This is a genomic window from Lentilactobacillus farraginis DSM 18382 = JCM 14108 (assembly GCF_000583655.1).
Classification (GTDB): Bacteria; Bacillota; Bacilli; order Lactobacillales; family Lactobacillaceae; genus Lentilactobacillus; species Lentilactobacillus farraginis.
Window position 1 is genome coordinate 18,116 of the sequence record NZ_BAKI01000002.1, and the last position, 25,841, is coordinate 43,956.

16 protein-coding genes and 6 pseudogenes are annotated in these 25,841 nt (G+C 42.5%); 20 read left to right on the forward strand and 2 right to left on the reverse strand.

What is annotated here, in order from left to right; all coding sequences use genetic code 11:
• Nucleotides 1-47: 47 nt before the first annotated feature.
• A pseudogene (locus JCM14108_RS01025) lies at nt 48-867 on the reverse strand (pyruvate, water dikinase regulatory protein).
• 194 nt (nt 868-1,061) lie between these two features.
• On the opposite strand from JCM14108_RS01025, the gene rpsU reads away from it, so the two are divergent.
• The 16 genes and pseudogenes from rpsU to clpB all read left to right on the forward strand — a co-directional run bounded on the left by rpsU (nt 1,062) and on the right by clpB (nt 18,111).
• Nucleotides 1,062-1,253, forward strand: a complete 192-nt coding sequence (rpsU, locus tag JCM14108_RS01030) for a 30S ribosomal protein S21 (protein ID WP_035177572.1) — start codon at nt 1,062-1,064, stop codon at nt 1,251-1,253.
• A gap of 96 nt (nt 1,254-1,349) precedes the next feature.
• The gene (locus tag JCM14108_RS01035) at nt 1,350-1,799 is read left to right on the forward strand and encodes a GatB/YqeY domain-containing protein (RefSeq protein ID WP_035177575.1); all 450 of its coding nucleotides are present in this window, start codon (nt 1,350-1,352) and stop codon (nt 1,797-1,799) included.
• A 120-nt stretch (nt 1,800-1,919) separates the two neighbouring features.
• Nucleotides 1,920-2,885: a PhoH family protein gene (locus JCM14108_RS01040; RefSeq protein WP_035177579.1), complete on the forward strand. Its 966-nt coding sequence runs from the start codon at nt 1,920-1,922 to the stop codon at nt 2,883-2,885.
• A 32-nt stretch (nt 2,886-2,917) separates the two neighbouring features.
• Nucleotides 2,918-3,403 carry an rRNA maturation RNase YbeY gene (gene ybeY / locus JCM14108_RS01045; RefSeq protein ID WP_035177582.1) on the forward strand — a complete coding sequence of 162 codons (486 nt, stop codon included), beginning with the start codon at nt 2,918-2,920 and terminating at the stop codon, nt 3,401-3,403.
• Nucleotides 3,387-3,785, forward strand: coding sequence for a diacylglycerol kinase family protein (locus JCM14108_RS01050; RefSeq protein WP_035177585.1), 399 nt, complete (start codon nt 3,387-3,389; stop codon nt 3,783-3,785). The genes ybeY and JCM14108_RS01050 overlap by 17 nt, the downstream gene beginning before the upstream one ends.
• 8 nt (nt 3,786-3,793) lie before the next feature.
• Nucleotides 3,794-3,901: a GTPase gene (locus JCM14108_RS16045; protein ID WP_369385508.1), complete on the forward strand. Its 108-nt coding sequence runs from the start codon at nt 3,794-3,796 to the stop codon at nt 3,899-3,901.
• On the forward strand, nt 3,856-4,695 hold the full coding sequence (gene era, locus JCM14108_RS01055; RefSeq protein WP_369385510.1) for a GTPase Era: 840 nt from the start codon (nt 3,856-3,858) through the stop codon (nt 4,693-4,695). The genes JCM14108_RS16045 and era overlap by 46 nt, the downstream gene beginning before the upstream one ends.
• Nucleotides 4,696-4,752: 57 nt before the next feature.
• On the forward strand, nt 4,753-5,520 hold the full coding sequence (gene recO, locus JCM14108_RS01060) for a DNA repair protein RecO (protein ID WP_035177588.1): 768 nt from the start codon (nt 4,753-4,755) through the stop codon (nt 5,518-5,520).
• A gap of 293 nt (nt 5,521-5,813) precedes the next feature.
• Nucleotides 5,814-6,739, forward strand: a pseudogene (gene glyQ, locus JCM14108_RS01065) (glycine--tRNA ligase subunit alpha).
• Nucleotides 6,739-8,819 (forward strand): annotated as a pseudogene (glyS, locus tag JCM14108_RS01070) (glycine--tRNA ligase subunit beta). Before glyQ ends, glyS begins: the two co-directional pseudogenes overlap by 1 nt.
• Before the next feature lie 152 nt (nt 8,820-8,971).
• Nucleotides 8,972-10,795, forward strand: a complete 1,824-nt coding sequence (dnaG, locus tag JCM14108_RS01075; protein ID WP_081759832.1) for a DNA primase — start codon at nt 8,972-8,974, stop codon at nt 10,793-10,795.
• 17 nt (nt 10,796-10,812) lie between these two features.
• Complete coding sequence (rpoD, locus tag JCM14108_RS01080; protein ID WP_081759824.1) at nt 10,813-11,985, forward strand: RNA polymerase sigma factor RpoD; 1,173 nt, start codon at nt 10,813-10,815, stop codon at nt 11,983-11,985.
• Nucleotides 11,986-12,197: 212 nt separating this feature from the next.
• The gene (locus JCM14108_RS01085; protein WP_035177594.1) at nt 12,198-12,902 is read left to right on the forward strand and encodes a tRNA (adenine(22)-N(1))-methyltransferase; all 705 of its coding nucleotides are present in this window, start codon (nt 12,198-12,200) and stop codon (nt 12,900-12,902) included.
• Complete coding sequence (locus JCM14108_RS01090) at nt 12,892-14,007, forward strand: Nif3-like dinuclear metal center hexameric protein (protein ID WP_035177597.1); 1,116 nt, start codon at nt 12,892-12,894, stop codon at nt 14,005-14,007. The genes JCM14108_RS01085 and JCM14108_RS01090 overlap by 11 nt, the downstream gene beginning before the upstream one ends.
• A 29-nt stretch (nt 14,008-14,036) precedes the next feature.
• A pseudogene (gene pepT, locus JCM14108_RS01095) lies at nt 14,037-15,274 on the forward strand (peptidase T).
• A 229-nt stretch (nt 15,275-15,503) separates the two neighbouring features.
• Nucleotides 15,504-18,111 (forward strand): annotated as a pseudogene (clpB, locus tag JCM14108_RS01100) (ATP-dependent chaperone ClpB).
• Between the two features lie 87 nt (nt 18,112-18,198).
• Here the strand turns inward: clpB and JCM14108_RS01105 are convergent.
• Nucleotides 18,199-18,390, reverse strand: a complete 192-nt coding sequence (locus tag JCM14108_RS01105) for a YjzD family protein (RefSeq protein WP_035177600.1) — start codon at nt 18,388-18,390, stop codon at nt 18,199-18,201.
• Nucleotides 18,391-18,529: 139 nt separating this feature from the next.
• On the opposite strand from JCM14108_RS01105, the pseudogene dnaE reads away from it, so the two are divergent.
• The 4 genes and pseudogenes from dnaE (at nt 18,530) to xerD (ending at nt 25,828) form a co-directional block, all read left to right on the forward strand.
• Nucleotides 18,530-21,879: pseudogene (gene dnaE / locus JCM14108_RS01110) on the forward strand (DNA polymerase III subunit alpha).
• 231 nt (nt 21,880-22,110) lie between these two features.
• Nucleotides 22,111-23,868, forward strand: a complete 1,758-nt coding sequence (gene pyk / locus JCM14108_RS01115; RefSeq protein WP_035177603.1) for a pyruvate kinase — start codon at nt 22,111-22,113, stop codon at nt 23,866-23,868.
• Nucleotides 23,869-24,062: 194 nt separating this feature from the next.
• Nucleotides 24,063-24,935 (forward strand): CvfB family protein, encoded by an 873-nt coding sequence (locus JCM14108_RS01120; RefSeq protein WP_035177606.1) that lies wholly within the window; start codon nt 24,063-24,065, stop codon nt 24,933-24,935.
• 2 nt (nt 24,936-24,937) lie between these two features.
• Entirely contained in the window at nt 24,938-25,828 is an 891-nt protein-coding gene (gene xerD, locus JCM14108_RS01125) for a site-specific tyrosine recombinase XerD (protein WP_035177608.1), read from the forward strand.
• Nucleotides 25,829-25,841: the final 13 nt, after the last annotated feature.

The following is a 25,841-nucleotide window of genomic DNA, read 5'->3' on the forward strand; positions in this document are numbered from 1 at the left end:
ATCGCCAGACTGTTGGTGTGATGTGTTAATGATTGACGCAAAAGTCGTTAATCTTCAAAGGTTGTCGTATCCAAATTTAAACTTTCCAAAATAATGGTAGCAGTCTCCTCAATGGATTTATTGGCAACGTTAATTGTTAAACAGCCGATTTTTCGATATAGTTTTTTGGCATAATCTAATTCAACCCGGATATTTTTGGTGTCGGAGTATGGGGTGTCAGCATTTAACCCATACGACAGCATGCGCTGTTTTCGGATTTTGCTTAATTTTTCCGGTGTATTTAACAGGCCGAAAATACGATCTTTTTTGACTTGGTTTAACTCTTCGGGGATGTGTAAATCGGGACCGATGGGTAAGTTGGCGACGCGTTGATTTTGGTTGGCCAAGTAAAGGGACAATGGTGTTTTCGAAGTTCTGGAAACACCAAGCAACACAATGTCGGCCCCTAACAGTCCCTTTGGATTTTTACCGTCATCGTTTTCAACAGCAAACTCAATGGCTGAAATGCGTTCAAAATAATTTTCGTTTAGGTCATGAATCAGCCCGGGAACGTGGGCTGGCGATTCCCCGGTTGCCCTGATAAAAGTTTCATTGGCGTTTGAATGCAGTCAAAATCATAGATGCCGTTTTCTTTGCAGAAGGTGACCACCATTTGGCTTAAGTCGGTGCTGACCAGCGTATGGAAAATCATGCTTGTTTGGTTAGTGCCAGGTTTAAAATGCCTTTTAAAATAGATGACGTTTGAATAAAGGGAAATCGTCTGATTTCAGCTTTGATATTCGGAAATTGTGAGGCGGTCGTTTGCGCCAGTGTCTGGGCAGTCGCACCGCTTGAATCAGAGATGATAAAGATATTTTGTGTTTTCATTATGATATTTCTCCCATCAGCTTTTTCATTTTTTAAAGGATCATCAATTAAATTTTAACATGATGACTTGTTTTTAACTTAAATCATTGACGATATTTCGATTAATATGTATAATTTAATGCGAACCGTTTTAGTACAACATAAATGTGTGCTTTTAAACAGTTACATTTAAGCTCGGAGGGAGGGAATTTCATATGGCAAAGACAGTCGTTCGTAAAAACGAGTCTCTTGATGATGCTCTTCGACGCTTTAAACGTACAGTTTCAAAAAGCGGTACACTGCAAGAATATCGTAAACGGGAATTTTATGAAAAACCAAGTGTAAAACGTAAATTAAAGTCCGAAGCAGCACGTAAGCGGAACAATAAAAAGAAACGTCGTTATTAATAATGACAGCCTTTTGAAGATCGGAGCTAATGTTTCATTAGTCTCTGGTCTTTTTTATGTTAAAATTTAGACATACATTGAAAAGAGGTTTAACAGATGAGTGTTTATGATCAGTTGAATTCAGATTTAAAGGATGCCATGAAGGCACGGGATAAAGTGAGACTAGGTGTGATTCGGGGACTGAAATCCCAAATCATGAATGCTGAAGTTGATAATGGTAATCAAAAGTTGACCGATGACCAGATTAATTCGGTTGTGATGAAGGAAATCAAACAGCAAAAAGAATCGCTGGCGGAGTTTCAAAAAGCCAATCGGGATGATTTGGCGAAGGATCAGGCTGCCAAGTTAAAGATTGCCGAAGAATACGCGCCTAAGCAGTTATCAGAAGCCGAGGTTGAAAAAGTTGTGACGGATACGATTGATCAGCTTCACGCTGAATCAATGGCCGATTTTGGCAAAGTAATGGGTGCCATTATGCCAAAGGTCAAGGGTCAAGCTGACGGCAGTATCATTAATAAATTGGTTAAAAAACAGCTCCAAAGCTAATTCAAGCTAAAAAGGTTAAATTAACTTCAAGAAATGGAACGACTGCCTTCAATCACTTTAGTAAAGCCTTATTTTGTGATAGTATCTGATTAATATAAATATTAAAAAGGAGCTAATTAATTGGCTGAAACTCAACAGATTACAAAAGAATTTATCGTATCTGATCCTAATCAGCTGTTACTAATCGTTGGAACTCAGAACGAATTTATTACGATTCTCGAAGAGGGGATGGGTGTTTCCATCAATGTTTTCGGCAATTCATTGCGGGTTAGCGGTGATGAAGAGACTGTCGGGACAACATTGACGATTTTGGATAACATCCTGACATTAGTCCAAAAGGGAATCAATATTAACAGCAGTGATTTTATCAGTGCGATTAACATGTCCCAAAACGGGACCTTGGAATATTTTCAAGATCTTTATAATCAGGTCTTGATTAAGGATGCCAAAGGAAAAGCAGTCCGGGTTAAAACTTTTGGTCAACGGCAATATATTCAGGCGATTCGCCGCCATGACGTTGTTTTTGGTGTGGGACCGGCTGGAACTGGGAAAACCTATTTAGCCGTTGTGATGGCAATTGCTGCGCTTAAAAAGGGAACGGTTGATAAGATTGTACTCACTAGGCCGGCAGTCGAAGCTGGGGAAAGCCTGGGCTTTTTACCGGGAGACTTAAAGGAAAAGGTTGATCCCTACCTACGACCGATTTATGATGCACTGCACGCGATTTTAGGCGCGGAGCACACTGAGCGGCTAATGGACCGCGGTGTCATTGAAATTGCGCCTTTGGCGTATATGAGAGGGCGGACACTTGATAATTCGTTTGTGATCCTTGATGAAGCCCAAAATACAACGAATATGCAGATGAAAATGTTTCTGACCAGGCTGGGATTTGGGTCGAAAATGATTGTTAACGGCGATATTTCGCAAATCGATCTCCCAAAACACGCGACCAGCGGCCTGGTAAAAGCACAGGAGATTCTACGGGGAATCGACCAAATTGAATTTGTTACGTTTAGCGCGAAGGATGTTGTTCGTCACCCTGTAGTTGCTAAGATTATTACGGCCTACGAAAAAAACGGTCAATAATTAATGAAATTAATGAATGAGGATTGTGGCTTATGGATTTAGAAATTTACGATAAAACAGCCAAAGGAATCTCTGAAAAGGACGAAAAATTAATTCGGGATATTTTGAATTTTGCCGGCTCATATATTCATTTGGCCGAAAATACAGAGATGTCGGTAACGCTTGTTAATAATGACGAAATTCATAAAATCAATCGTGAGTACCGGGGCGTTGACCGGGCGACGGACGTTATCAGTTTTGCGATTGAAGATCAAAGCGACGATGATGACTTTCCAATTGTTATGGACGAGGCGTTGCAGGAAGAAATTCCTGAAAATATCGGTGACATTTTTGTTTCAGTTGATAAAGTTGCCGAACAAGCCGATTATTTGGGCCATTCGTTTCAAAGAGAACTTGGTTTTCTGGTTGTCCATGGCTTTCTTCACCTTAACGGGTATGACCATATGAAAAAAACGGATGCCGACGTGATGTTCCCATTACAAAAAGAAATCTTGAATGCCTATGGTCTTAAAAGATAAGCGGCAGATAGATAAAAACAGGCATTTCTTTCAATCGGTTGGTCATGCGCTTGAAGGAATCAAGAAACTGATTTTGGAAGAACGAAACTTTCGCTTTGATCTGATTATTACGCTGATCGTCCTTTGTGTTGGCTTATTGATGCGAATTGCAATTTATGACTGGCTGTGGCTGTTTGCGGCATTCTTTTCCGTTATTGGTTCAGAGGTTCTTAATTCAATTGTTGAAAATGTGGTTGACCTGATAGTTGGCCATCATTTTGACTTGATGGCAAAACGGGCTAAGGATATTGCCGCCGGCGGTGTTCTTTTATCTGCTATTTTCGCAGTTATTATTGGCGCTTTGATATTTATTCCAAAATTCATTGAATTAATCAATAAGTGAGGTAGAACATGGATAATCCAAATTATCGTTCCGGCTTTGTGGCCATTGTCGGTCGTCCCAATGTTGGTAAATCAACTTTTTTAAATCGGGTAGTGGGACAGAAAATTGCATTATGAGTGATAAAGCTCAGACAACCCGTAATAAAATTCAGGGGGTCTATACGACGGATGATGCGCAAATCATTTTTATTGACACCCCTGGAATCCATAAACCCAAGAATAAACTCGGGGATTTTATGATGGATTCCGCGCTGTCGGCTTTAAAAGAAGTTGACGCGGTCTTGTTAATGGTCAATGCTTCAGAACGTCGGGGAGCCGGTGACAATTTTATTATTGATCGCCTAAAGGACGTTCACAAACCGATTTATTTACTGATTAATAAAATCGACACAATTACGCCCGATGATGTTATGGCCATTATTGAGCAGTATAAAAACGCCTTGCCGTTTAAAGAAGTTTTTCCAATTTCAGCTTTGCAAGGTAATAATGTTCCGGAATTATTGACCTCGTTAATTAAAGAATTACCAAATGGGCCACAATATTATCCTAAGGATCAGATGACCGATCATCCGGAGCGATTTGTGGTTTCGGAATTGATCCGCGAAAAGGTTCTGCAGATGACGCGTCAGGAGATTCCTCATTCAACGGCGGTTTACGTTGAAAGCATTAAGAATCAGGATGATGTTTTACACATTCAGGCAACCATTATTGTTGAACGGGATGGTCAAAAGGCTATTGTAATTGGCAAGGGTGGTTCAATGCTTAAAAAAATTGGCACTTTGGCCCGTAAGGACATTGAAAATATGATGGGCAACAAAGTCTTCCTGGAACTGTGGGTCAAGGTTGAAGCCCATTGGCGGGACAAGGCAAATTTATTGAACTCGTATGGCTATAAAAAGAAGAACTATTAGTAATTTACGACAAATTGAATTGGTCTTTATTGCCAACGATCCTTTTGAAAGAGGTGAATGCCTTTGGCCAAAGCAAAGCCGGCAGAATTTCACGGTGTCTTGCTGTATTCAAAGGCCTATCGTGAACGTGATTTATTAATCAAATTCCTAACCAGGGAATTTGGTAAGAAGATGTTTTTGGTTCACGGGGCAAAGCGACCTAAATTCCGGTTGCGGGCTGCTATTTTGCCCTTTACTTACGGCACATATTTTGGTGATCTGAAGGCTGATGGCCTGAGTTATCTCAATAATTATAAAAATATTGATCATTTTCAGGGAATCACTGCCGATATAACCAAGAACGCCTATGCCACCTATACAATGTCGTTAATCGATTTGGCTTTCCAAGACAGTCTACCGATTCCCAAATGGTATGACCAATTGATGATTGGCTTAAAGCTGATTGATACGGGCTTTGATGAAGAGATTATTACCAACATCTTTGAAATTCAATTATTGGCAGCTTTTGGCGTTGCCCCCAACTGGGTGGATTGTTCGATTTGTCATCGGCGGGATTTGCCGTTTGATTATTCGGAAGCTTATGGCGGTTTAATTTGTCAAAACCATTTTGATCGGGATCCCTATCGACTGCATCTTGATCAAAAGACAATTTATTTTCTACGGCTTTTTTCGGTGGTTGATTTAACCAAGTTGAAAACAATTAAGGTAAGCGACCAAACAAAAAAATCGCTTCGAAAAGTCATTGATCAACTATACAGCAATTCAGTTGGCGTGATTCCAAAGAGCAAACGATTTATTGACCAGCTGGGTAAATTTAAAATTTAGCAGGATCCGGCGTTGACATTCCAGAATATGTCAACTAAGATTATTTTGAGTTAAATATTTTCGGTAATGAGAAAAGAAGTTAATGAATTAATTCGATCAACGAGATTGGGATAGTGTGAGCCAATTCGAATTTTGTCATTAAATGGCGCTTTTTGAACCGAAGCAATTAAGTGCTGGTGTTAAAGCCAGAAGTAGGGTGGAACCGCGAAATTATCGTCCCTATGTTTAAGTGGCCGGGTGAACGTGTCACTAAGCATAGGGCTTTTTTGTGTGAAAATTTAGGAGGAATTCAGATGACTGAAAAATTATCAGTTCAAGAAATAATTCTGCGACTGCAGCAGTATTGGGCTGCTCAAGGCTGCATGCTGATGCAGGCTTATGATACCGAGAAAGGAGCCGGGACGATGAGCCCTATACCTTTTTACGGGCAATTGGTCCGGAGCCTTGGAACGCCGCTTACGTTGAACCATCAAGACGGCCGGCAGATGGTCGGTATGGCGAAAACCCCAATCGACTTTATCAACATCATCAATTTCAAGTAATTATGAAACCGTCTCCCGAAAATATTCAGGAGTTATACCTCAATAGTTTAAAAGAACTTGGAATTAACCCGTTGGAGCATGATATCCGGTTTGTTGAAGACAATTGGGAAAACCCATCAATGGGTTGTGCCGGTGTTGGCTGGGAAGTTTGGCTTGACGGCATGGAAATTACCCAGTTTACTTATTTTCAAATTGTTGGTGGCCTCGAAATGAACCCGGTAGCCTCGGAAATCACTTATGGACTGGAACGACTTTCATCTTACATTCAAAATGTGAACTCGGTTTTTGATTTGGAATGGTCCGATGACGTCCTTTACGGTGATATTTTTAAAGAACCTGAATATGAACATTCCAAATATAGTTTTGAGCAAAGTGATCAGGAAATGCTGCTGACCTTATTTAACGATTATGAACGGGAAGCCAAGCGGCTGTTAAAACAAAATCTGGTTCATCCGGCATATGATTATATTTTGAAATGCAGTCATACATTTAATTTATTGGACGCCCGTGGGGCCGTTTCAGTTACTGAACGAGCCGGTTACCTCTCCAGGATTCGCAACTTGGCTCGCAGCGTAGCCAAAGAATTTGTAGCTGCCCGCAAACGACTGGGATTCCCATTGATAAAGGACGAAAAGAAGCGGCAGGCACTGCTTAAAGACGAGGGGGAGGAAAAATAATGGCAAATAATTTCTTATTGGAAATTGGGCTTGAAGAAATCCCGGCCCATGTTGTGACACCCAGCATTCAGCAGCTAAAAAAACGGGCTGGCGATTATTTAAAAGAACAGCGGATTACATTTGACCAGATCAAAACGTTTAGTACGCCAAGGCGATTGGCTTTGTATATTACCGGGCTGGCAGACAAACAGCCGGATGTTGATAAGTCGGTAAAGGGTCCTGCCAAAAAAATTGCACAAGATGCGGATGGTAATTGGACGAAAGCCGCAATTGGTTTTTCCCGCGGTCAGGGTGCAACAACCGATGACATTACTTTTAAGCAGGTTAAGGGTGTTGATTACGTCTTTGTTGAGAAGCACATTGCCGGTAAACCGGTTGATGAAATTTTAACCGGAATGAAGGCTGTTATCACAGCAATGACTTTCCCTACTATGATGAAGTGGCTGATTACTCATTTGAATATGTTCGGCCGATTAAGTGGTTGGTAGCATTATTAAACGATCAGGTCATTCCGTTTCAAATTCTGGATGTCTCGACCGATCGGATCACTTCCGGTCACCGCTTTTTGGGAAAAGATATTGAATTAGCCAATGCGGACGAATATGAGGAACAATTGACCCGGCAGTTTGTGATTGCCGACGCCCAGAAACGAAAGGAATTAATCGTCAAACAGATTCATCAGATTGCGGCCGATAATGACTGGACGGTAAATCTGGATCCGGATTTGCTGGAAGAGGTAAACAATTTGGTTGAATGGCCAACGGCTTTTGCCGGGAAATTTGATGAAAAATATCTTAAAATTCCCGATGAGGTCTTGATTACATCAATGAAAGATCATCAGCGCTTCTTCTACGTTACCAGCAATGATGGGACATTACTGCCGCACTTCATTTCCGTTCGAAATGGTAACGACTATGATATTCAAAACGTGATTGCCGGAAATGAAAAGGTGCTGACAGCCCGGCTTGAAGACGCAATGTTCTTCTATGAAGAGGATCAAAAGAAGACAATTGCCGACTATGTTGCCCGATTGAAAAAGGTTAGTTTCCATGACAAAATTTCGACTATGTATGAGAAAATGCAACGGGTTCAGGTTATCTCCCATTATCTCGGCCAATTATTCGATTTGTCTGAGCAGGAGCTTAAGGACGAACAGCGGGCAGCTGAGATTTATAAGTTTGATTTGGTAACCGGGATGGTTGGCGAATTTGCGGAACTTCAGGGCGTCATGGGTGAAAAATATGCGCTGCTGAATGGGGAGTCACCGGCAGTTGCTCGGGCAATTTCCGAACATTATCAACCAATTTCTGCGAATGGTGAGCTGCCAAAAACAAATGTCGGTGCGTTATTAGCCGTTTCAGACAAGCTGGACAGCATTTTGACTTTCTTTGCTGCCGGTATGGTCCCCAGCGGTTCTAATGATCCATATGCTTTACGGCGTCAGGCAACTGGAATTGTCCGAATTGTGGCGGATAAAAAATGGCAGTTTGATTTAATCGATGCACTGACTCAAATTATTAAGCTGCAAACCGAAAATAAGGTAGCACCAAAGCTTGATCAACAGAGTCAAATTCCAGCGGTTGGTGACTTTATCAAGGATCGCATTAAACAGTATCTTGATGATTTGGGAATTCGTTATGATATTTCCGATGCGGTAACTTCAGGTTCTCAAACCGATATTTTATTTAGTATTGCAAGTGGTCAGGTTTTGCAAAACCATAAAGACGATGACGACTTTAAAGAGATTATCGAATCCTTAACTCGGGTTCTCAGGATTTCTCAAAAGGGGCAGTTTGCTGCTGATGACTTAAAAGTGGATCCGACATTATTTGAAAATGAAACTGAAAAACATTTAAATCAAAAAGTAGCTGCCGTTTCAGTCGGCTATGATCAAGCATCGGCTGAAGAAGCTTTTAAACGGTTATCCGAACTAAAAGATCCCATCAATGCATATTTTGATGCGACGATGGTAATGGCAAAAGATGAAAAATTAAGGGCCAACCACCTGCGCCAATTAACGCTCATTTCACACTTGATTTTACATTTGGGTGACTTGGACAAATTAGTTGTGAAAGGCTAATTCGGCTGATTTTAAATAAATGTATTTATTTGTACAACTTTTGTAACTGTGATATTATATGTTATGTATCGCCAACAGATAAAAGTCGCACTTTTGGTGCGACTTTTTGCGGGTATTAAACGCCGGTTTGAAAGATGGGAGGCGGATAGTTGTTGAAAATCCCAGAGGATATTGTTGAGCAGGTTCGTTCACAAACCGACATTGTCGATGTTGTTTCTCAATATGTTCAACTGAAACAGTCAGGCAAGAACCTCTTTGGTCTTTGTCCGTTTCATGAGGAGCGGACCCCGTCTTTTTCAGTTAATGAAGAAAAGCAGATCTTTTACTGCTTTAGCTGTGGCCGGGGCGGTAATGTTTTTAAATTTATAATGGAAATTGAAAATCTTTCATTTCCGGAAGCGGTTAAAAAAGTTGCTGAAATGGAACACTTGGATATTGATGCCAAGTATTTTGCGGATACAACGCCGGTAACTCGGGAAACTTCCGAGCAGAAACAATTGATTGAGCTGCACGAACAGACAGTTAAGTTGTATCATCACATCCTGGTAAATACCAAGATGGGCCGGACAGCGCTTGATTATCTGCATAAGCGTGGCGTTAACGATGAGACAATTAACGTTTATCAACTTGGATACGCGCCACAAACCAGATTATTGAAACCCTTTTTCGATGAACGAAAAGTTGATTATCAAGTTTTAAGAAAGTCCGGTCTTTTTTCCGAAAACCAGGAAGGCCAGCTTCGGGATCGGTTTGTTGATCGGGTGATGTACCCGATTCGAAATGCCAGTGGTCAAACGGTTGCTTTTTCAGGGCGGCTATTAACCAAAAATCCTGATCTGCCCAAGTATTTAAACAGCCCGGAAACCGAATTGTTTAATAAACGGAAAATCTTGTTTAATTTGGATTTGGCTCGGCCAAATATCCGTCGCCACCAGCCGGCTCTTCTATTTGAAGGTTTCATGGATGTTATTTCTGCATATCAAGGCGGTATTAAATCCGGAATTGCTTCAATGGGAACCAGCTTAACGGAGCAACAAATATACGACATTCAACGGATTACACGTGAAGTTGTTGTCTGCTATGATGGTGATACGCCGGGACAAAAGGCGATTAAGCGGGCAATTGACGCGTTTAAACAAACCAATCATCAATTAGACTTAAAAGTGGTTTCGATTCCGGACGGCATGGACCCGGACGAATTCATTCGTCATCGGGGAGCCGACAAATTCAAGGCGCTGCTGCAGCATGCCGAATCACCGATTGAATTTGACTTGAATTATTTGAAGCAACAGGCTAATCTTGAGTCGGAGGAAGGGCAGGCAGCTTATATTTCAGAAGCGTTAAAGTTGATTAGTACGGTTCGATCGGACATTTCAAAAGACCTGTATCTGAATCGACTCGCTGACGAATTTGCAATCGATAAGCAGGTTCTAAAGCAGCAGTTGCAGCCACTAATCCGAAAGAAGGTTACCAAGCACAATCAACCGGCACAGCGGCCTGAAACGCTGCAGCCGGCCGCTCAGGCTACTCAAAAGCGTGATAAAGTGGTGGTTGCTCAGATGCAGCTGCTTAACCGGATGCTGCATAATCATGATGTGTGGCTTAAAGTAACGGGAATTTCGGGCTTTTCATTTGTCGATGAACAGTTTCAGATGTTATATTTATTGGCTGAAGGGTACTTTGCCAAGTTTGACCAGTATAATGTGGCGACCTTTAGTAATTTGATTACGGAGGATTCGCTCCAGAGCCTGCTGATGAATGTTGAGATGATGAATTTACCTGAAGTACCCTCGCCAATGGAAATTGATAATGATTTGGATGTCATTATGAATCGGGCACCCGTAGAGACAAAAATCAAGAAAAAACGGGCAGAATTACAACAAGCAGCTAAAATTGGTGATGTTGACAGGCAGCGTCAGTTAATGATTGAATTATTAAAGCTTGAACAGCAAAAGAGAACAACGGAACAAGTATAACTTCGGGAGGCATTTTGATGGCTAACAAGAAAACAAATAATGAAAAGGTTGTTAAGAAAGCAACGGCGACCAAAACCAAAGCTAATGCAACCAAAAAGACCCAAAAGCCTTATAAGAAGGTATTTGACCAGATTGTAAAAACCAACAAACCGATTGGTCATATCACTTATGATGAACTCCAGAAGAAAATTGAGAAACCATATTCTTTAGATAAAAAGGAAATGGAAGAGTTACTTGAAAACATTGAGGATTCCGGAATTAGTGTGGTTGACGCAAACGGAGAACCGGATCCGCGGGCGATTGATGCCGCTAAAAAGGTCACTAAAAAGGAACTATCCGATGTTTCGGCACCAACCGGTGTAAAGATTAACGACCCGGTTCGGATGTATCTGAAAGAGATTGGTCGGGTTTCCCTTTTAAGCGCAACTGAAGAAATCAGCCTTGCCAAGCGGATTGAAGCTGGTGATGAAGAGGCCAAGCAAGAGTTGGCTGAAGCCAATTTACGACTGGTTGTTTCAATCGCCAAGCGGTATGTTGGCCGGGGAATGCAATTCCTTGATTTGATTCAGGAAGGAAACATGGGGTTGATGAAAGCTGTTGAGAAGTTTGATTACCGCAAGGGATTCAAGTTCTCAACCTACGCAACCTGGTGGATTCGTCAGGCAATCACGCGGGCAATTGCTGACCAAGCCCGAACTATTCGAATTCCGGTTCATATGGTTGAAACGATTAATAAGCTGATTCGAATTCAGCGTCAACTACTTCAGGATTTAGGCCGTGAGCCCCTTCCAGAAGAAATTGGTGCCGAAATGGATATGCCAACTGAGAAAGTCCGAGAAATTTTGAAGATCGCCCAGGAACCGGTTTCATTGGAAACGCCAATTGGTGAAGAGGACGATTCGCATCTTGGCGATTTTATCGAAGATCAGGATGCTACATCTCCTGCAGATCATGCGGCTTATGAATTACTGAAGGAACAACTTGAAAGTGTTCTGGATACTTTAACCGATCGGGAAGAAAATGTTTTGCGGTTACGATTCGGCTTGGATGATGGTCGGACCAGAACTTTGGAAGAGGTTGGCAAAGTGTTCGGGGTTACTCGAGAACGGATTCGTCAAATCGAAGCCAAGGCACTTAGAAAATTGCGCCATCCTTCCCGCAGCAAACAGTTGAAAGATTTCTTAGAATAACTTAGCAGCAGCCAATTTAATGATGGCTACTTTTAGAGTGGGACGAAAGGCAGTTGCACTCGGTAATAATCGTGATTAAACAAAGCGGGACTGAACAAAATTACTTTTGTTTCAGTCCCGCTTTTACATACTGCCAAACGTTGGTAATGCACGCTGTTTTTTTTCAATTGGATAAATTATAATAAAGGTAATAATGAATTAAGGAGATAAAAATGAACGGCAAACACCTTTCTAAACGTTTAGAAACTGTTAGTGAGCATGTTGAGCCCGGCAGCCGATTGGCTGATATCGGCTCCGATCATGCCTATCTACCGATCCATCTCGCGAAAAATAAGCAAATTAGTTATGGCGTCGTTGGCGAAGTTGCCAAGGGGCCAATTGCCAATGCAATTAACGAAATTACCAAGGAAAATTTACTTGATTTGCTTCACCCAAGGTTGGCAGACGGCCTGGCAGCAATTAAAAATGATGACCGGATTGATACCATTACAATCGCCGGTATGGGTGGGATTTTAATTAGTCGAATTTTAGAGCAGGGCAAAGAAAAACTTACCGGCAGAGAACGGTTGATTTTACAGCCTAATGTCGGTGAAGATGTTGTTCGAACTTGGCTGATGCAGCATCAGTATCGAATTAAGACTGAGCAGATTTTAGAGGAAGATCACCATATTTATGAGATTATTACAGCAGTTAAATCACAGCAGCCAGTCCATTACACCGCACAACAGCTTAAGTTTGGCCCGTATCTGCTACAGGAAAAATCCCCCGTTTTTATTGCCAAGTGGTTGGAGGAACGCCGTCAACTGCAACGGGTTGTCATGAATATGAAACGAGCTGTTCATGAAGATCGCTTGAAGATTCAAAAAATTGAACAGCAAATTGAAGAAATTAATGAGGTGGTCAATCGTGAAGGGTAAGGAATTAGTTCAAAGATTTGAAAAGTTCGCGCCAAAAAAACTTGCGATGGCAAAGGACCCGATTGGTCTTCAGATCGGCTCGTTGGATAACGATGTCCATAAAGTTATGACGACGCTGGACGTTCGACCGGAAGTCGTTGATGAAGCCATTGAGAAGCAGGTTGATTTTATTTTTGCCCATCATCCGGTGATGTTTCATCCCGCCCGCAATCTGGATTATTCGGATCCCCAGAATGCCATGTATGCGAAAATAATTGCCCACGGCATCACCGTTTACGCTGCCCATACTAATTTGGATAGTGCAGACGGTGGCATGAATGATTGGTTGGCAGATGCGCTTAGTCTGACCAATGTTCGGGGATTGGTCCCGGCATATTCAGAGGCCGTCTTTCGGTTAACGGTGACTGTTCCCAAGGTTTATGCGACCGCCGTTAGAATGTCACTGGTTGATGCCGGCGCGGAAATTAATGATGGTCAATATACCGGCTATACCTATGAAATGGACGGAACGGTTTATTACGTACCACAGCCGGGAGCGGATCCAACAATCGGAGTTGCCGGTGAGCCGACCGAACTTGAAGATTCACGACTGGAATTTGAGGTTCCCGAAAAAAATTTGGATCGGGTATTAAAAACGTTAAAGGATGTTCACCCGCTTCAACAGCCGCTGTATAATATTATTCGCCTGGAAGATAAAAAACATCGATACACGATGGGGCGGGTTGGTGAACTCAGTGAACCTATGCGCTTGGAATCATTTGCTAAACGCTGCAAATCGGTTTTTCATATATCAGGTCTTCGAGTAATTGCCAGTGATTTATATCGGACTGTTAAGACGGTGGCGGTTTTGGGAGGCGACGGCGGTAAATTTTATAAGCTCGCGCAGCAAGCCGGCGCCGATGTTTATATTACCGGTGACGTTTATTATCATACCGGCCATGATATGTTGGCAGCCGATATGCCGGTGATTGATCCGGGGCATCATATTGAAAGTATTTGTATTCCCAAATTGGCATCTTTATTCAAACAATGGTCGACTGAAAATCATTGGGATATTTCGGTGGTCGAATCCGAAATCAACACGGATCCTTTTACATTTCTATAAAAGTAACGATTAGAAAGGCGGATTTAAATATGGCAAAGTATCCAGAATTAATTTCAAATTTTCTTGAGTTCGTAAAAATAAACAGTCGTTCAGACCCACAGTCAAAGTCAATTCCTTCTTCGAAACGGGAGACCAGCTTCTTAAATATGTTAAAAGAGCGCTTGACGGCTATGGGATTGGAGAATGTGCATACCAATCCCCAAAGTGCCTACGTTTTTGCGACGCTACCGGCAAATACTGATAAAAAGGTACCTGCGGTTGGGTTTATTTCCCATATCGACACGGCAGATTTCAACGCGGAAAATGTTAAACCGCAAATTGTTGAGAACTACGATGGTCATTCCGTCATTCCATTGGATAAGGCTGGCGAATACACGCTGGATCCAAAAGTGTTCCCAAGTTTGAAAAAATACCAGGGCCAAACATTGATTACAACAGACGGGACCACACTGCTGGGCGCTGATGACAAGGCCGGGGTTGCCGAAATTCTCGCAGCAGTTGCTTACCTGCAGGCCAATCCGGATATCGAACACGGACCGATTAAGGTTGCATTTGGCCCCGATGAAGAAATTGGGACGGGAGCCGATCATTTTGATGTTAAAGATTTCGGTGCGGATTTCGCCTACACGGTCGATGGCGGTCCTCTGGGTGATTTAAATTACGAAACGTTTAACGCGGCTGAAGCCCGGGTTTCAATCAAGGGAACCGATGTCCATCCTGCCGAAGCCAAGGGCGTCATGGTCAATGCTATTCAATTCGGAATGGACTTCCATGCTGCTCTGCCGGAATATGACCGGCCCGAAAAGACATCGGGTCGACAGGGCTTCTACCACATTTATGATTTTCAGGGCAGCGTTGATCATACTGAACTGGCTTACATTATCCGGGATCATGATCGGGACCGCTTTGAGGCTCGTAAGCGCTTGTTTACAGGGATTGCCGATCAAATGAATAAAGAATTCGGTGAAAAAAGGATTCAAGTTGAATTGAAAGACCAGTATTATAACATGGGTGAAATCATTTCAAAAGATCCATCCGTTGTTGAAATTGCCAAACAGGCGATGAAAAATGTTGATGTTGAGCCCCATATTTTCCCGGTTCGGGTGGTACTGACGGTTCCAAGATTTCATATATGGGCCTGCCAACACCTAATTTGTTTGCCGGTGGCGAAAATATGCACGGCCGGTTTGAATATGTTTCTGAGCAAACAATGGTAAAGGCAACGGATGTGATTGTCGAAATTGCCAAGCTTTACACGCAGCAATAAAATAATTGGTCAAAAAAGGTCAAATTATTGTTAATGGGTTATAAAATTTGATACCATATTTGTAGAGAGTGGCGCAAAGGCGGTTATACGGCAGAAAGTTGCCTTTTGGCGCCCGTTTCCACTCGGTAACAATCGTGATTAAATAAAATGGGACTGGACAAAATTACTTTTGTCTCAGTCCCTTCAAATTAATCAGGTCCAAAAACATTGAAAACAAAAGGGTGATCATTTGAATCCAGATAATTTAACGGAGGCAGTTACGCAGGCGATTTCTCAAGCGCAGCAAATTGCCGTTACCAGAAAACAACAAAATATTACAGTAGCCCATTTATTTAAGTTCCTGGTTCAACCAGGCGAATTGGCCCGTCAGATATATTCTGAACTGGGATTAAATTTGAAAAGCCTGAATGATGAGTTGGACGCCGAAATCGATCAGATTGCCACGGTTGAAGGGAGTAATGTCAATTACGGCCAGTCATTGTCGTCAAATCTGTACGAATTACTTCAAAACGCGGAACAGGTTAAAAATGAATTCGGCGATGCTACATTGCTGTTGATACACTTACGATTGCTGTTATGCAGCTTCGGGGTGATAATTTTACCGATTACCTGACCAACCAGGGGATTACGGAGCAAAAGGTCAGAAACGTGGTTGAAAAGATTCGCGGCGGCCAAAAAGTTACTTCCAAAAATCAGGAAGACAACTATCAATCACTTGAAAAGTATGGAACAGATTTGGTGAAAGCGGCTCGCGAAAATAAGTTGGGTCCAATTATCGGCCGGGATGAAGAAATCTTGGACGTTATTCGAATCCTTTCCCGAAAGACGAAAAACAATCCAGTCCTAATTGGGGCTCCCGGTGTTGGGAAAACAGCCGTTGTTGAAGGCTTGGCATTGCGGATTGCCTCAAACGACGTGCCTGAGAACCTGAAAAATAAAACGATCTTTCAATTGGATATGGCTCGCTGATTGCGGGTGCCAAGTATCGGGGTGAATTTGAAGAACGGCTTCAAGCGGTTTTAAAAGAAGTTAAAAAAGCCGAGGGCCAAATTATCATGTTCATTGACGAAATCCATAATATTGTTGGTGCCGGTAAGGCTGAAGGGTCAATGGATGCCGGCAATATTTTAAAACCGATGCTGGCCCGTGGTGAACTGCATCTGATCGGAGCAACAACGATTGATGAGTATCGAAAATATATGGAAAAGGACAAAGCACTTGAACGCCGTTTTCAGCGGGTGATGGTTCATGAGCCGTCTGTTGAGGACACGATCACAATTTTGCGGGGACTTTCTGAAGGCCTTGAAATTCACCATGGCGTCCGAATCCACGATAATGCCCTGGTAGCGGCAGCCAAGCTCTCTGATCGTTACATTACCGACCGTAATCTGCCTGATAAGGCGATTGATTTAGTAGATGAGGCTTCGGCTGAGATTCGGGTTGAAATGAATTCAAGCCCGACTATCCTGGACCAGTCCAACCGCCAATTAATGAGATTGGAAGTTGAGGAAGCCGCTTTAAAACAGGAGACGGATGAAGCTTCCAAGAAACGGTTAAAAGAGGTTCAATCCCAACTGGCCAATATCAAGGAAAAAGTCAACGCATTAAATGCCCGTTGGAAGCAGGAAAAAGATGCGATTCAAAAAATTAGTGACAAGAAAAAACAGCTTGATCAGGCTAGAAACGACTTGAAACAAGCTGAAAATAATTATGATCTTAATAAGGCTGCTGTTCTTCAGCATGGCACCATTCCACAATTGGCAGCCGAACTGAAGCAACTGGAAGCAACCGATCAGCATGCTGATTGGCTGGTAAGTGAATCCGTCACAGCAGATGAGATTGCCAAGGTAGTAAGCCGGGAGACCGGTATTCCGGTTACCAAGCTGGTTGAAGGAGAACGGCAAAAACTGCTTCATTTAGCCGACAATCTTCATAAGCGGGTAATTGGTCAAAACGAAGCCGTTACGGCAGTCTCAGACGCTGTTATTCGCTCCAGAGCCGGCCTGCAGGATCCAAGTCGACCGCTTGGCTCATTTCTGTTTCTCGGCCCGACCGGTGTTGGTAAAACCGAGCTGGCAAAGGCATTGGCAGAAGACTTATTTGATTCTGAAAATCACATGGTTCGGATTGACATGTCTGAGTACATGGAGAAGGAATCGGTTTCCAGATTGGTTGGGGCAGCCCCGGGGTACGTTGGGTATGAAGAGGGCGGTCAATTAACCGAAGCAGTCCGCCGCAATCCTTACACGATCGTGTTGTTTGATGAAATTGAAAAAGCCCATCCGGATGTTTTTAATATTTTACTGCAGGTCTTGGATGATGGCCGACTGACTGATAGTCAAGGTCGAACAATTGATTTTAAAAACACAATTTTAATCATGACTTCCAACTTGGGTTCCGACATCCTCCTGGAAGGAACTGATGCCAACGGCGTGATTTCAGACGCTGCCAAAAAGCAGGTGGATCAGCTGTTGAAAGCTTCATTCAAGCCGGAATTTCTAAATCGGATCGATGACGTTATTATGTTTAAACCACTCTCCCGTTCCGATATTGCCAAAATTGTTCAAAAATTGATTGACCAGCTTTCTGTTCGAACCAGAGCCCAGGATATCAGCTTATCAATCTCGGATCAGGCTAAACAGTGGATCGCCAAGAACGGTTATGAGCCGCAGTATGGTGCTCGACCGCTTCAGCGTTACGTTACAAACGTTGTTGAAACGCCGCTGGCTAAAATGATTATTGGTGATCAAATCAAACCGCACAGTATTGTGCATATTAATTTGGAAAATGATCAGCTGTCGTTTGTTTCCGAACAGGTTGCCGCTGCCCAGGTATAAGGCAGGTTTTTTCTAATATAAGCCCAGACAAAAACAAGACCGGGATAATTGCTTATCCCAGCCTTGTTTTTTATTGATTGTCGTGCATTATTTGGAATATGAATCTTTGCTGATTAAGTAAATTCCGTTGGTAGCGATAAAACCGACAACGGCTGCGGTAATACCGATTTGCCATGGGTTATACGGCAAAACTTCAAGTTGGTTTGCAATGTAGCCGATAATTTCACCAAAAATCAAAGCCCAAAAAATAACGACAAGGTTTGAAGCAAAAAGTTTCATAGTCTAAGGCCTCCTGACAATCAATCGTATTTTAGCATATTTTTTCAAAAAAATCACTGACGAAAAAATAGATCATCCTTGATTTTAGAACCCAGGCCCGTTTATTTGGTATAATTTGAAAGGAAAGAAGGGAATCTAATTGACGTACGTACCACTACAAGTGATCAGTTCATATAGTTTGCTGCAAAGTCCTATTCGGATTTCAAAGCTGGTCTTGGAAGCCAAAAAGCGGGGGTATCAAGCCCTGGCACTCACCGATGTCAATGTCATGTACGGGACTGTTGCGTTTTACGATGCCTGCGTGGCTGCCGACATTCAGCCGATTATTGGACTGACGTTGACGCTTCCCGGCTTTATCCTGACTGATAAGTCGTATCCGCTGGTATTATTGGCCAAAGATCAGACCGGGTATCAAAATTTGTTAAAAATAACAACTTTGAGAAATACCGGTGAGGCTGAATTTACTGCTGAACAGTTGAAGGGAAAATTGGATAGTTTATACGTTATCCTACCACCGCTGGCAGAAGTTAACGATTTACTACTTCGGGGACGAGCGCCTGAGGTTGCTGATCTGATTACCGATTTAACTGCCTTGGGGGTAACGGTTGCTGACCTGAAACTCGGTGCTGATTATCATGCATCAACGGCGCTGATTGATATGTTGGGGAAGGTGGCCGCAGATAATCAGATCCAGGTAGTTGCGGACGCACCGGTCGATTATCTTAATCCGGAAGATTATTTTCCAATGCAGGTATTAAAAGCAATTGAATCGGGAACTAAAATACCAAATATAACGGACTTGAGTCGACAGGTCGGCCCTTATTTTCTACAATCCCGTGAGCAGGTAGAAAAAGCGTATCATCAATTAGATTTATCGGCAGCCTTGCAGGCGACTGCCGATATTGTAAAGAATTGTCATGTAGTAATTGAAAAAAAGCAGCCCAAGCTGCCTCGATTTGAAACGCCGGACCAAATGCCGGCTGGGCAATATCTTCGACAACTTTGCGAAACCGGATTGGCGGAACGTTTGGCGACTAATCGAATTACTGATGCCGAACCGTATCAGCACCGACTGGAAAGAGAGTTGGGCGTGATTCACAAAATGGGGTTTGATGACTATTTCTTAATTGTTTGGGATGTCATTAATTATGCCCACCAAGTTAATATTGTCACTGGTCCGGGAAGAGGTTCCGCAGCTGGTTCACTGGTGGCATACACGCTGTTCATTACCGATGTGGATCCCATTAAGTATAACCTGTTGTTTGAACGTTTCCTGAATCCTGAACGGGTTCAGATGCCTGATATTGATTTGGATATCCCCGATGATAAGCGTGACACGATTATTCAGTACGTTCATCAAAAATATGGTCATGACCGGGTTGCCCAAATTATAACGTTTGGGACCCTTGCCGCCAAACAGGCTACCAGAGACGTTGGGCGGGTCTTTGGTCTTAATCCGACTCAACAGGATGTTTGGAGTAAGGCGATTCCAAGTGCGCTTCATATTACGTTGGCTGATGCCTATCGAAATTCGCAGCAATTAAAAAATCTGGTTGCTGATAGTGAACTTAACAGGATTCTATTTGAAACGGCCCAGGTCTTGGAAGGCCTGCCGAGACATTATTCGACACATGCGGCGGGGCTGGTATTAAGTGATAATCAACTGGTTAACCTGGTACCATTACAAGATGGCAATGATGGACTGTTAATGACCCAGTACGCCAAAGATTATGTTGAATCTGTTGGACTGTTAAAAATTGATTTTTTGGGACTTCGAAACTTAACAATTTTAGCTGATGCCCTTAAAGAGATCGAAACGGTTACCGGCAAAAAGCTGGCGGTGTCTCAAATACCGTTAGATGATGCCAAAACGTTGGCATTATTTGCCAACGGTGAAACAACCGGCGTATTTCAGTTTGAATCTGCCGGCATTCGCAGTGTTTTACGGCGGCTTCACCCAACCCGTTTTGAAGACATTGCATTGGTAAACGCGCTGTATCGGCCCGGACCAATGGAAAATATTGATGAGGTAGTGAAGCGAAAGGCCCATCAGGAAGCACTGACGTTTCCCGATGATTCTCTTGTTGATATCCTAAAAGCAACTTATGGTGTCATTGTTTACCAGGAGCAGGTTATGCTGGTTGCCGCCAAGATGGCCGGCTTTTCACTCGGGCAGGCCGATATCCTCAGACGAGCAATGAGTAAGAAGAAACTCAAAGTTATGGATCGAATGAAAAGTCAGTTTCTGGCAGGCGCTGAAAAAAACGGGCATTCAAAAGCAGTGGCGGAAAAGGTATTTGACTATATTGAAAAATTTGCCAATTATGGCTTTAATAAATCCCACGCTGTCGCTTACAGTAAAATGGCTTATGAACTGGCTTATTTAAAGGTCCACTTTCCGGGTGAATTTCACGTCGCCCTGCTGAATTCGGTTCAAAACAGTTCAGTTAAGATGCGTGAATACCTGCTTGATGCCAAATCAATGGGCGTTCAGGTTATTTCACCGAATATTAATAAAAGTCGAGCTGATTTTTCGTTTCAAGATCAACAAATAGTTTTTGGTTTAGCCTCAATCAAAGGTGTTCGGCACGATATGGTAACTGATCTTTTAGTTGAACGTCATCAAAACGGTCCTTATAAATCATTCCCCAATCTGTTAAGCCGGCTGCCGGATAAGTATCGTAAGCCGGCACTAATTGAAGCACTGATTTACGCTGGTGCCCTGGATGATTTTCCCTACAACCGATCCGAATTAATTGCCGCGACACCCGAATTTATCAGTTCCATTGAGTTAAGCGGCAACTCAATGAGCCTTTTTAAGGCACTGGAACCAACTATTTCAAGAAGACCGGAATTGCCACTGATGCAGCGACTTGAAAAAGAAAAGGCGTATCTTGGCACCTACCTGTCGGGTCATCCGGTTGAACGGTTTGTGGCACTGAGGAAACGACTGGCTGCCAGGCCGACTAACCAATTAGTAGCCGGGATGAACGCAGTTACGTGATTTTGTATATTACAAAAGTAAAGGTTATTCGAACGAAGACTGGTAAGCAGATGGCGTTTCTGGACGGTAATGACGAGGTTGGGGAAATGTCGGTTACGGTTTTCCCACAACTGTTTGTTAAAATACAGTCGTGGCTTCATAAAGATCTGGTAGTGGTTATTCGCGGGAAAGTTGAAAAGAATCAGCGTCTTCAAGTAGTTGCCGATGTCGTTTCACCGGCCGAGAATTTAGCAAGAAAAGTAACTAATGTTAAAAAGCAGCCACATTGGTATTTAAGGATTGATCCTGATCATAATAAAAATCAAGTTTTTCACAAATTAACTGAATTGGCGGCTGAACATCGTGGCCCAATTTCGATTGTGGTTCACGAGAGTATTTCCGAGAAAACCTGGATTCTCGGGCACCAATTTAACCTTGCGTCTGGAGAGCCGGTTAAAGATAAATTGATCACAATTTTTGGTCAAAATAATGTTGTTTATAAGTAATTTTTAGATTTATTATTTCGTTTTCGTAAAGGCTTACATTGTCGTTACAACGATTGTTTTAACGACTGGTGACAGCTTAACAAAATCGTTATTACTTAAAATAGGCGGGGACATCGGCCGGAAAAAGTGATAAAATACGGTTTGGAATCAAAAAGGGAAACCCGATGTTTAATTGGTCTATATCCGGTTAATAATTGTGGTGTCCAAAAAACCGAAGGAGAGATTTTACTTATGAAGAAAACTAAGATCGTAAGTACATTGGGACCAGCCAGTACCGATGTTGATACCATCGTTAAATTAATTGAAGCTGGGGCTAATGTTTTCCGATTTAACTTTTCACACGGTGACCATCCAGAACACTTGGATCGTTTAAACAAGGTTCACGAAGCTGAAAAGAAAACAGGCAAAACTGTTGGAATCATGCTTGATACTAAAGGTGCTGAAATTCGTACCACTGTTCAAAAAGATGGCAAAATCGCATACCACACCGGTGATGTTTTCCGTATTTCAATGGATGACAGCCTTGAAGGTGTTAAGGATAAAATTGCCGTAACATACAAGGGTCTTTATGATGATGTTCATGAAGGTGGCCATGTTCTTTTTGATGATGGTTTATTGGACACTGTTGTTACCAAAAAAGATGATGCTGCCAAAGAACTGATTGTAACAGTTCAAAATGACGGTGTCCTTGGTTCACGTAAAGGTGTCAACGCACCTGGCGTTTCCATTAACCTTCCCGGAATTACCGAAAAAGATTCAGATGATATTCGTTTTGGTTTGGATCATGATATTGATTTCATCTCAGCTTCATTTGTTCGTAAGCCGCAAGATGTTTTGGATATTCGGGCACTTTTGGAAGAAAAACACATGGAACACGTTCAAATCTTCCCTAAGATTGAATCACAAGAAGGTATCAACAACTTTGATGACATTATCAAAGTTTCGGATGGTTTAATGGTTGCTCGTGGTGACATGGGTGTTGAAATTCCAGCCGAAAATGTACCTTTGGTTCAAAAAACTTTGATCAAAAAGTGCAACCAACTGGGTAAACCGGTTATTACAGCAACTCAAATGCTTGATTCAATGCAGGAAAACCCACGGCCAACTCGTGCCGAAGCCTCAGATGTTGCCAACGCTGTCTTTGATGGTACTGATGCAACGATGCTTTCAGGTGAAAGTGCCAACGGTGATTATCCGGTTCAATCAGTTCAAACAATGGCTCGAATTGATGTTAAGGCTGAAAACGCCTTTAATGAATTTGGAACACCACGGCCAACTTTTGATGCCAGCGATGTAACTGAATCAATTGGTGATTCAGTTGCCCGGGTTGCTAAAGAATTAGGTATTCACACCATTGTTGCTGCAACGCGATCAGGTTACACTGCTCGGATGATTTCCAAGTATCATCCGGATGCTGACATTTTAGCATTAACTTTTGATGAACGGACACGTCGTGGCTTGATGGTTAACTGGGGCGTTCACCCAATCTTGGTTGACGAAGTTAAAAGTAGTGACGAAATCTTTGAATTGGCTGCTAAGAAAGCATTGGAAAGCGGCTTGGCTAAGGAAGGCGATCTGATTATCGTGACCGCCGGTGTTCCGGTTGGCGAAAGTGGTACAACCAACTTGATGCGGATTCAATTGATTGGTTCAAAGCTGGTTCAAGGCCAAGGTGTTGGTGACAAGACCGTTATTGGTAAAGCAGTTGTTGCTAAAGACGCAGCCGATGCCAAAAACAAGGTAACCGAAGGCAGCATTTTGATTGCAAAATCAACTGACAAGGATTATCTGCCGGCAATCGAAAAAGCCAGCGCTGTGGTTGTTGAAAGTGGTGGTTTGACATCTCACGCTGCCGTAGTTGGGATTTCAATGGGAATTCCAGTTATTGTTGGCGCAACTGGTGCAACTTCCAAGATCTCTGATGGTGAATTGATTACAATTGATTCACATCGTGGGGTTATCTATCACGGAGCTTCCAGCTCACTTTAAACAGATATTTAAAATTTATAATGAATAAATGACAAAAGAGGTCAGGCAGATACTTGCTTGGCCTCTTTTATCATAATCGTTAAAATCAAGTCACTGAGTTTTGGCATTCCCGTTTATTAACCGTTTCCCGATGGTCGAATTTTATTTGGAAAACGTGTAGAATAAGGAAAGAAGCTTTAAGAACGGAGACTAACATGGATAAAAATTTAATGGCTCAAGTATTAACAGGGACCTTAATCGATGAAAACGATCACGACTACTTTGTACAAATCGAAGGTGAGACGTTTCAACTTGATAAGGCCGAAATTAAGAAACCTTTTAAGATGGGTGCCAGTTTTACCGGCTTTACCTATGAAAATGAACAGCATAAGATGCAAATTACTCGGCAAATTCCAAAGATTAGAAGAGATCACTATGATTTTGGAACGGTCGTCAAGGGAAAGTTCGGCTTGGGCGTCTTTGTTGACATCGGCCTGCCAAATAAGGATATTGTTGTTTCAGTAGATGATTTACCGACCGTTAGTCAGCTTTGGCCTCGGGAAGGTGATCAATTGTTAATCTCACTAACCGTTGATAACAAAGCTCGAATTTGGGGGCATTTAGCCGATGAAGAAATTTTTGAAGCCATCGCTCGACCGGTTAACGGCCGGCTGCAAAATAAAGATATTAAAGCCCGGGCATACCGGTTGAAGATGGCCGGCACCCGTTTATTGACTGCAGATTATCACTTGGCTTTTTTGCACCCAAGTGAGCGGCTGACAGAACCAAGATTGGGTGAAGAAGTTGAAGCCCGAGTTATTGGTATGCTGCGGGACGGCTCGATTAATCTTTCAACTCGACCGAGAGCTTATCAGGAAATCGGTGAGGACGCAGAAATGATTCTGGCCGCCCTTGAGCATACAGCGTCTAAAAAACTTGATTTTAGTGATAAGAGTGCGCCGGCAGATATTAAGGACTATTTTGGTATCAGTAAGGGTGCTTTTAAACGGGCATTGGGCCACTTGTTAAAAGAAAACCTGATTACCCAGGAAAACAATCAGATTATATTAAAGAAACGGGAAGATTAATAATGAAAAATCAACTCGCCGACTATTTACATTTTCTCCGGGTTGAACGGGGACTGTCCGAGAATACGATCAAAAGCTATCGCCAAGATTTAACCGAAGCCATTCAATTTTTCCAAAAGACAACCCAATCATTTTCACAAGTTGATCAATTTCTGATTTTAAATTATTTGGAACAGATGCAAAGGGAGAAAAAATCCCGCCGGACAGTGATCCGAACCGTTTCCAGCTTGCGGAATTTTTTTCGGTATCTGGCTCAATTCAATGTCATTACCAGCGATCCAATGCTTAAGGTCGATTCTCCCAAACAAGCGAAAACGTTACCGGACGTTTTAACCGTACCGGAAGTGACAAAATTATTAGCCATGCCCAATGTTTCAAAAGCGTTGGGCGTTCGTGACCGGGCCATTTTGGAAACCCTTTATGCTACGGGATTGAGAGTGAGCGAATTGGTCAACCTGCGTTTAACGGATTTACATTTACCAATGAAACTAATTCAAACAATTGGTAAGGGGGATCGGGAACGCATTATTCCAATCGGCGATGTGGCAATCGATTGGCTGACACGGTATTTAAAAACGACCCGGATTGAATTATTGAAAAAACGCACCAACACGGACGTTGTTTTTTTAAATGCGCATGGTCGACAGTTGACCAGGCAGGCGATTTGGCAGATGATAAAGAAATACGTCGGTCTGGCAGGTATCAAGCGTCACGTAACCCCCCATACACTCCGACACTCCTTTGCAACGCATTTGCTGGAAAATGGCGCGGATTTGCGGATTGTTCAAGAATTACTTGGTCACGCTGATATTTCGACAACTCAAATTTACACCCATATTTCCCACAAGCATTTAACCGAAGTTTATCAAAAATTCCATCCGCGAGCCCAATAGCGAGGTGATTGAA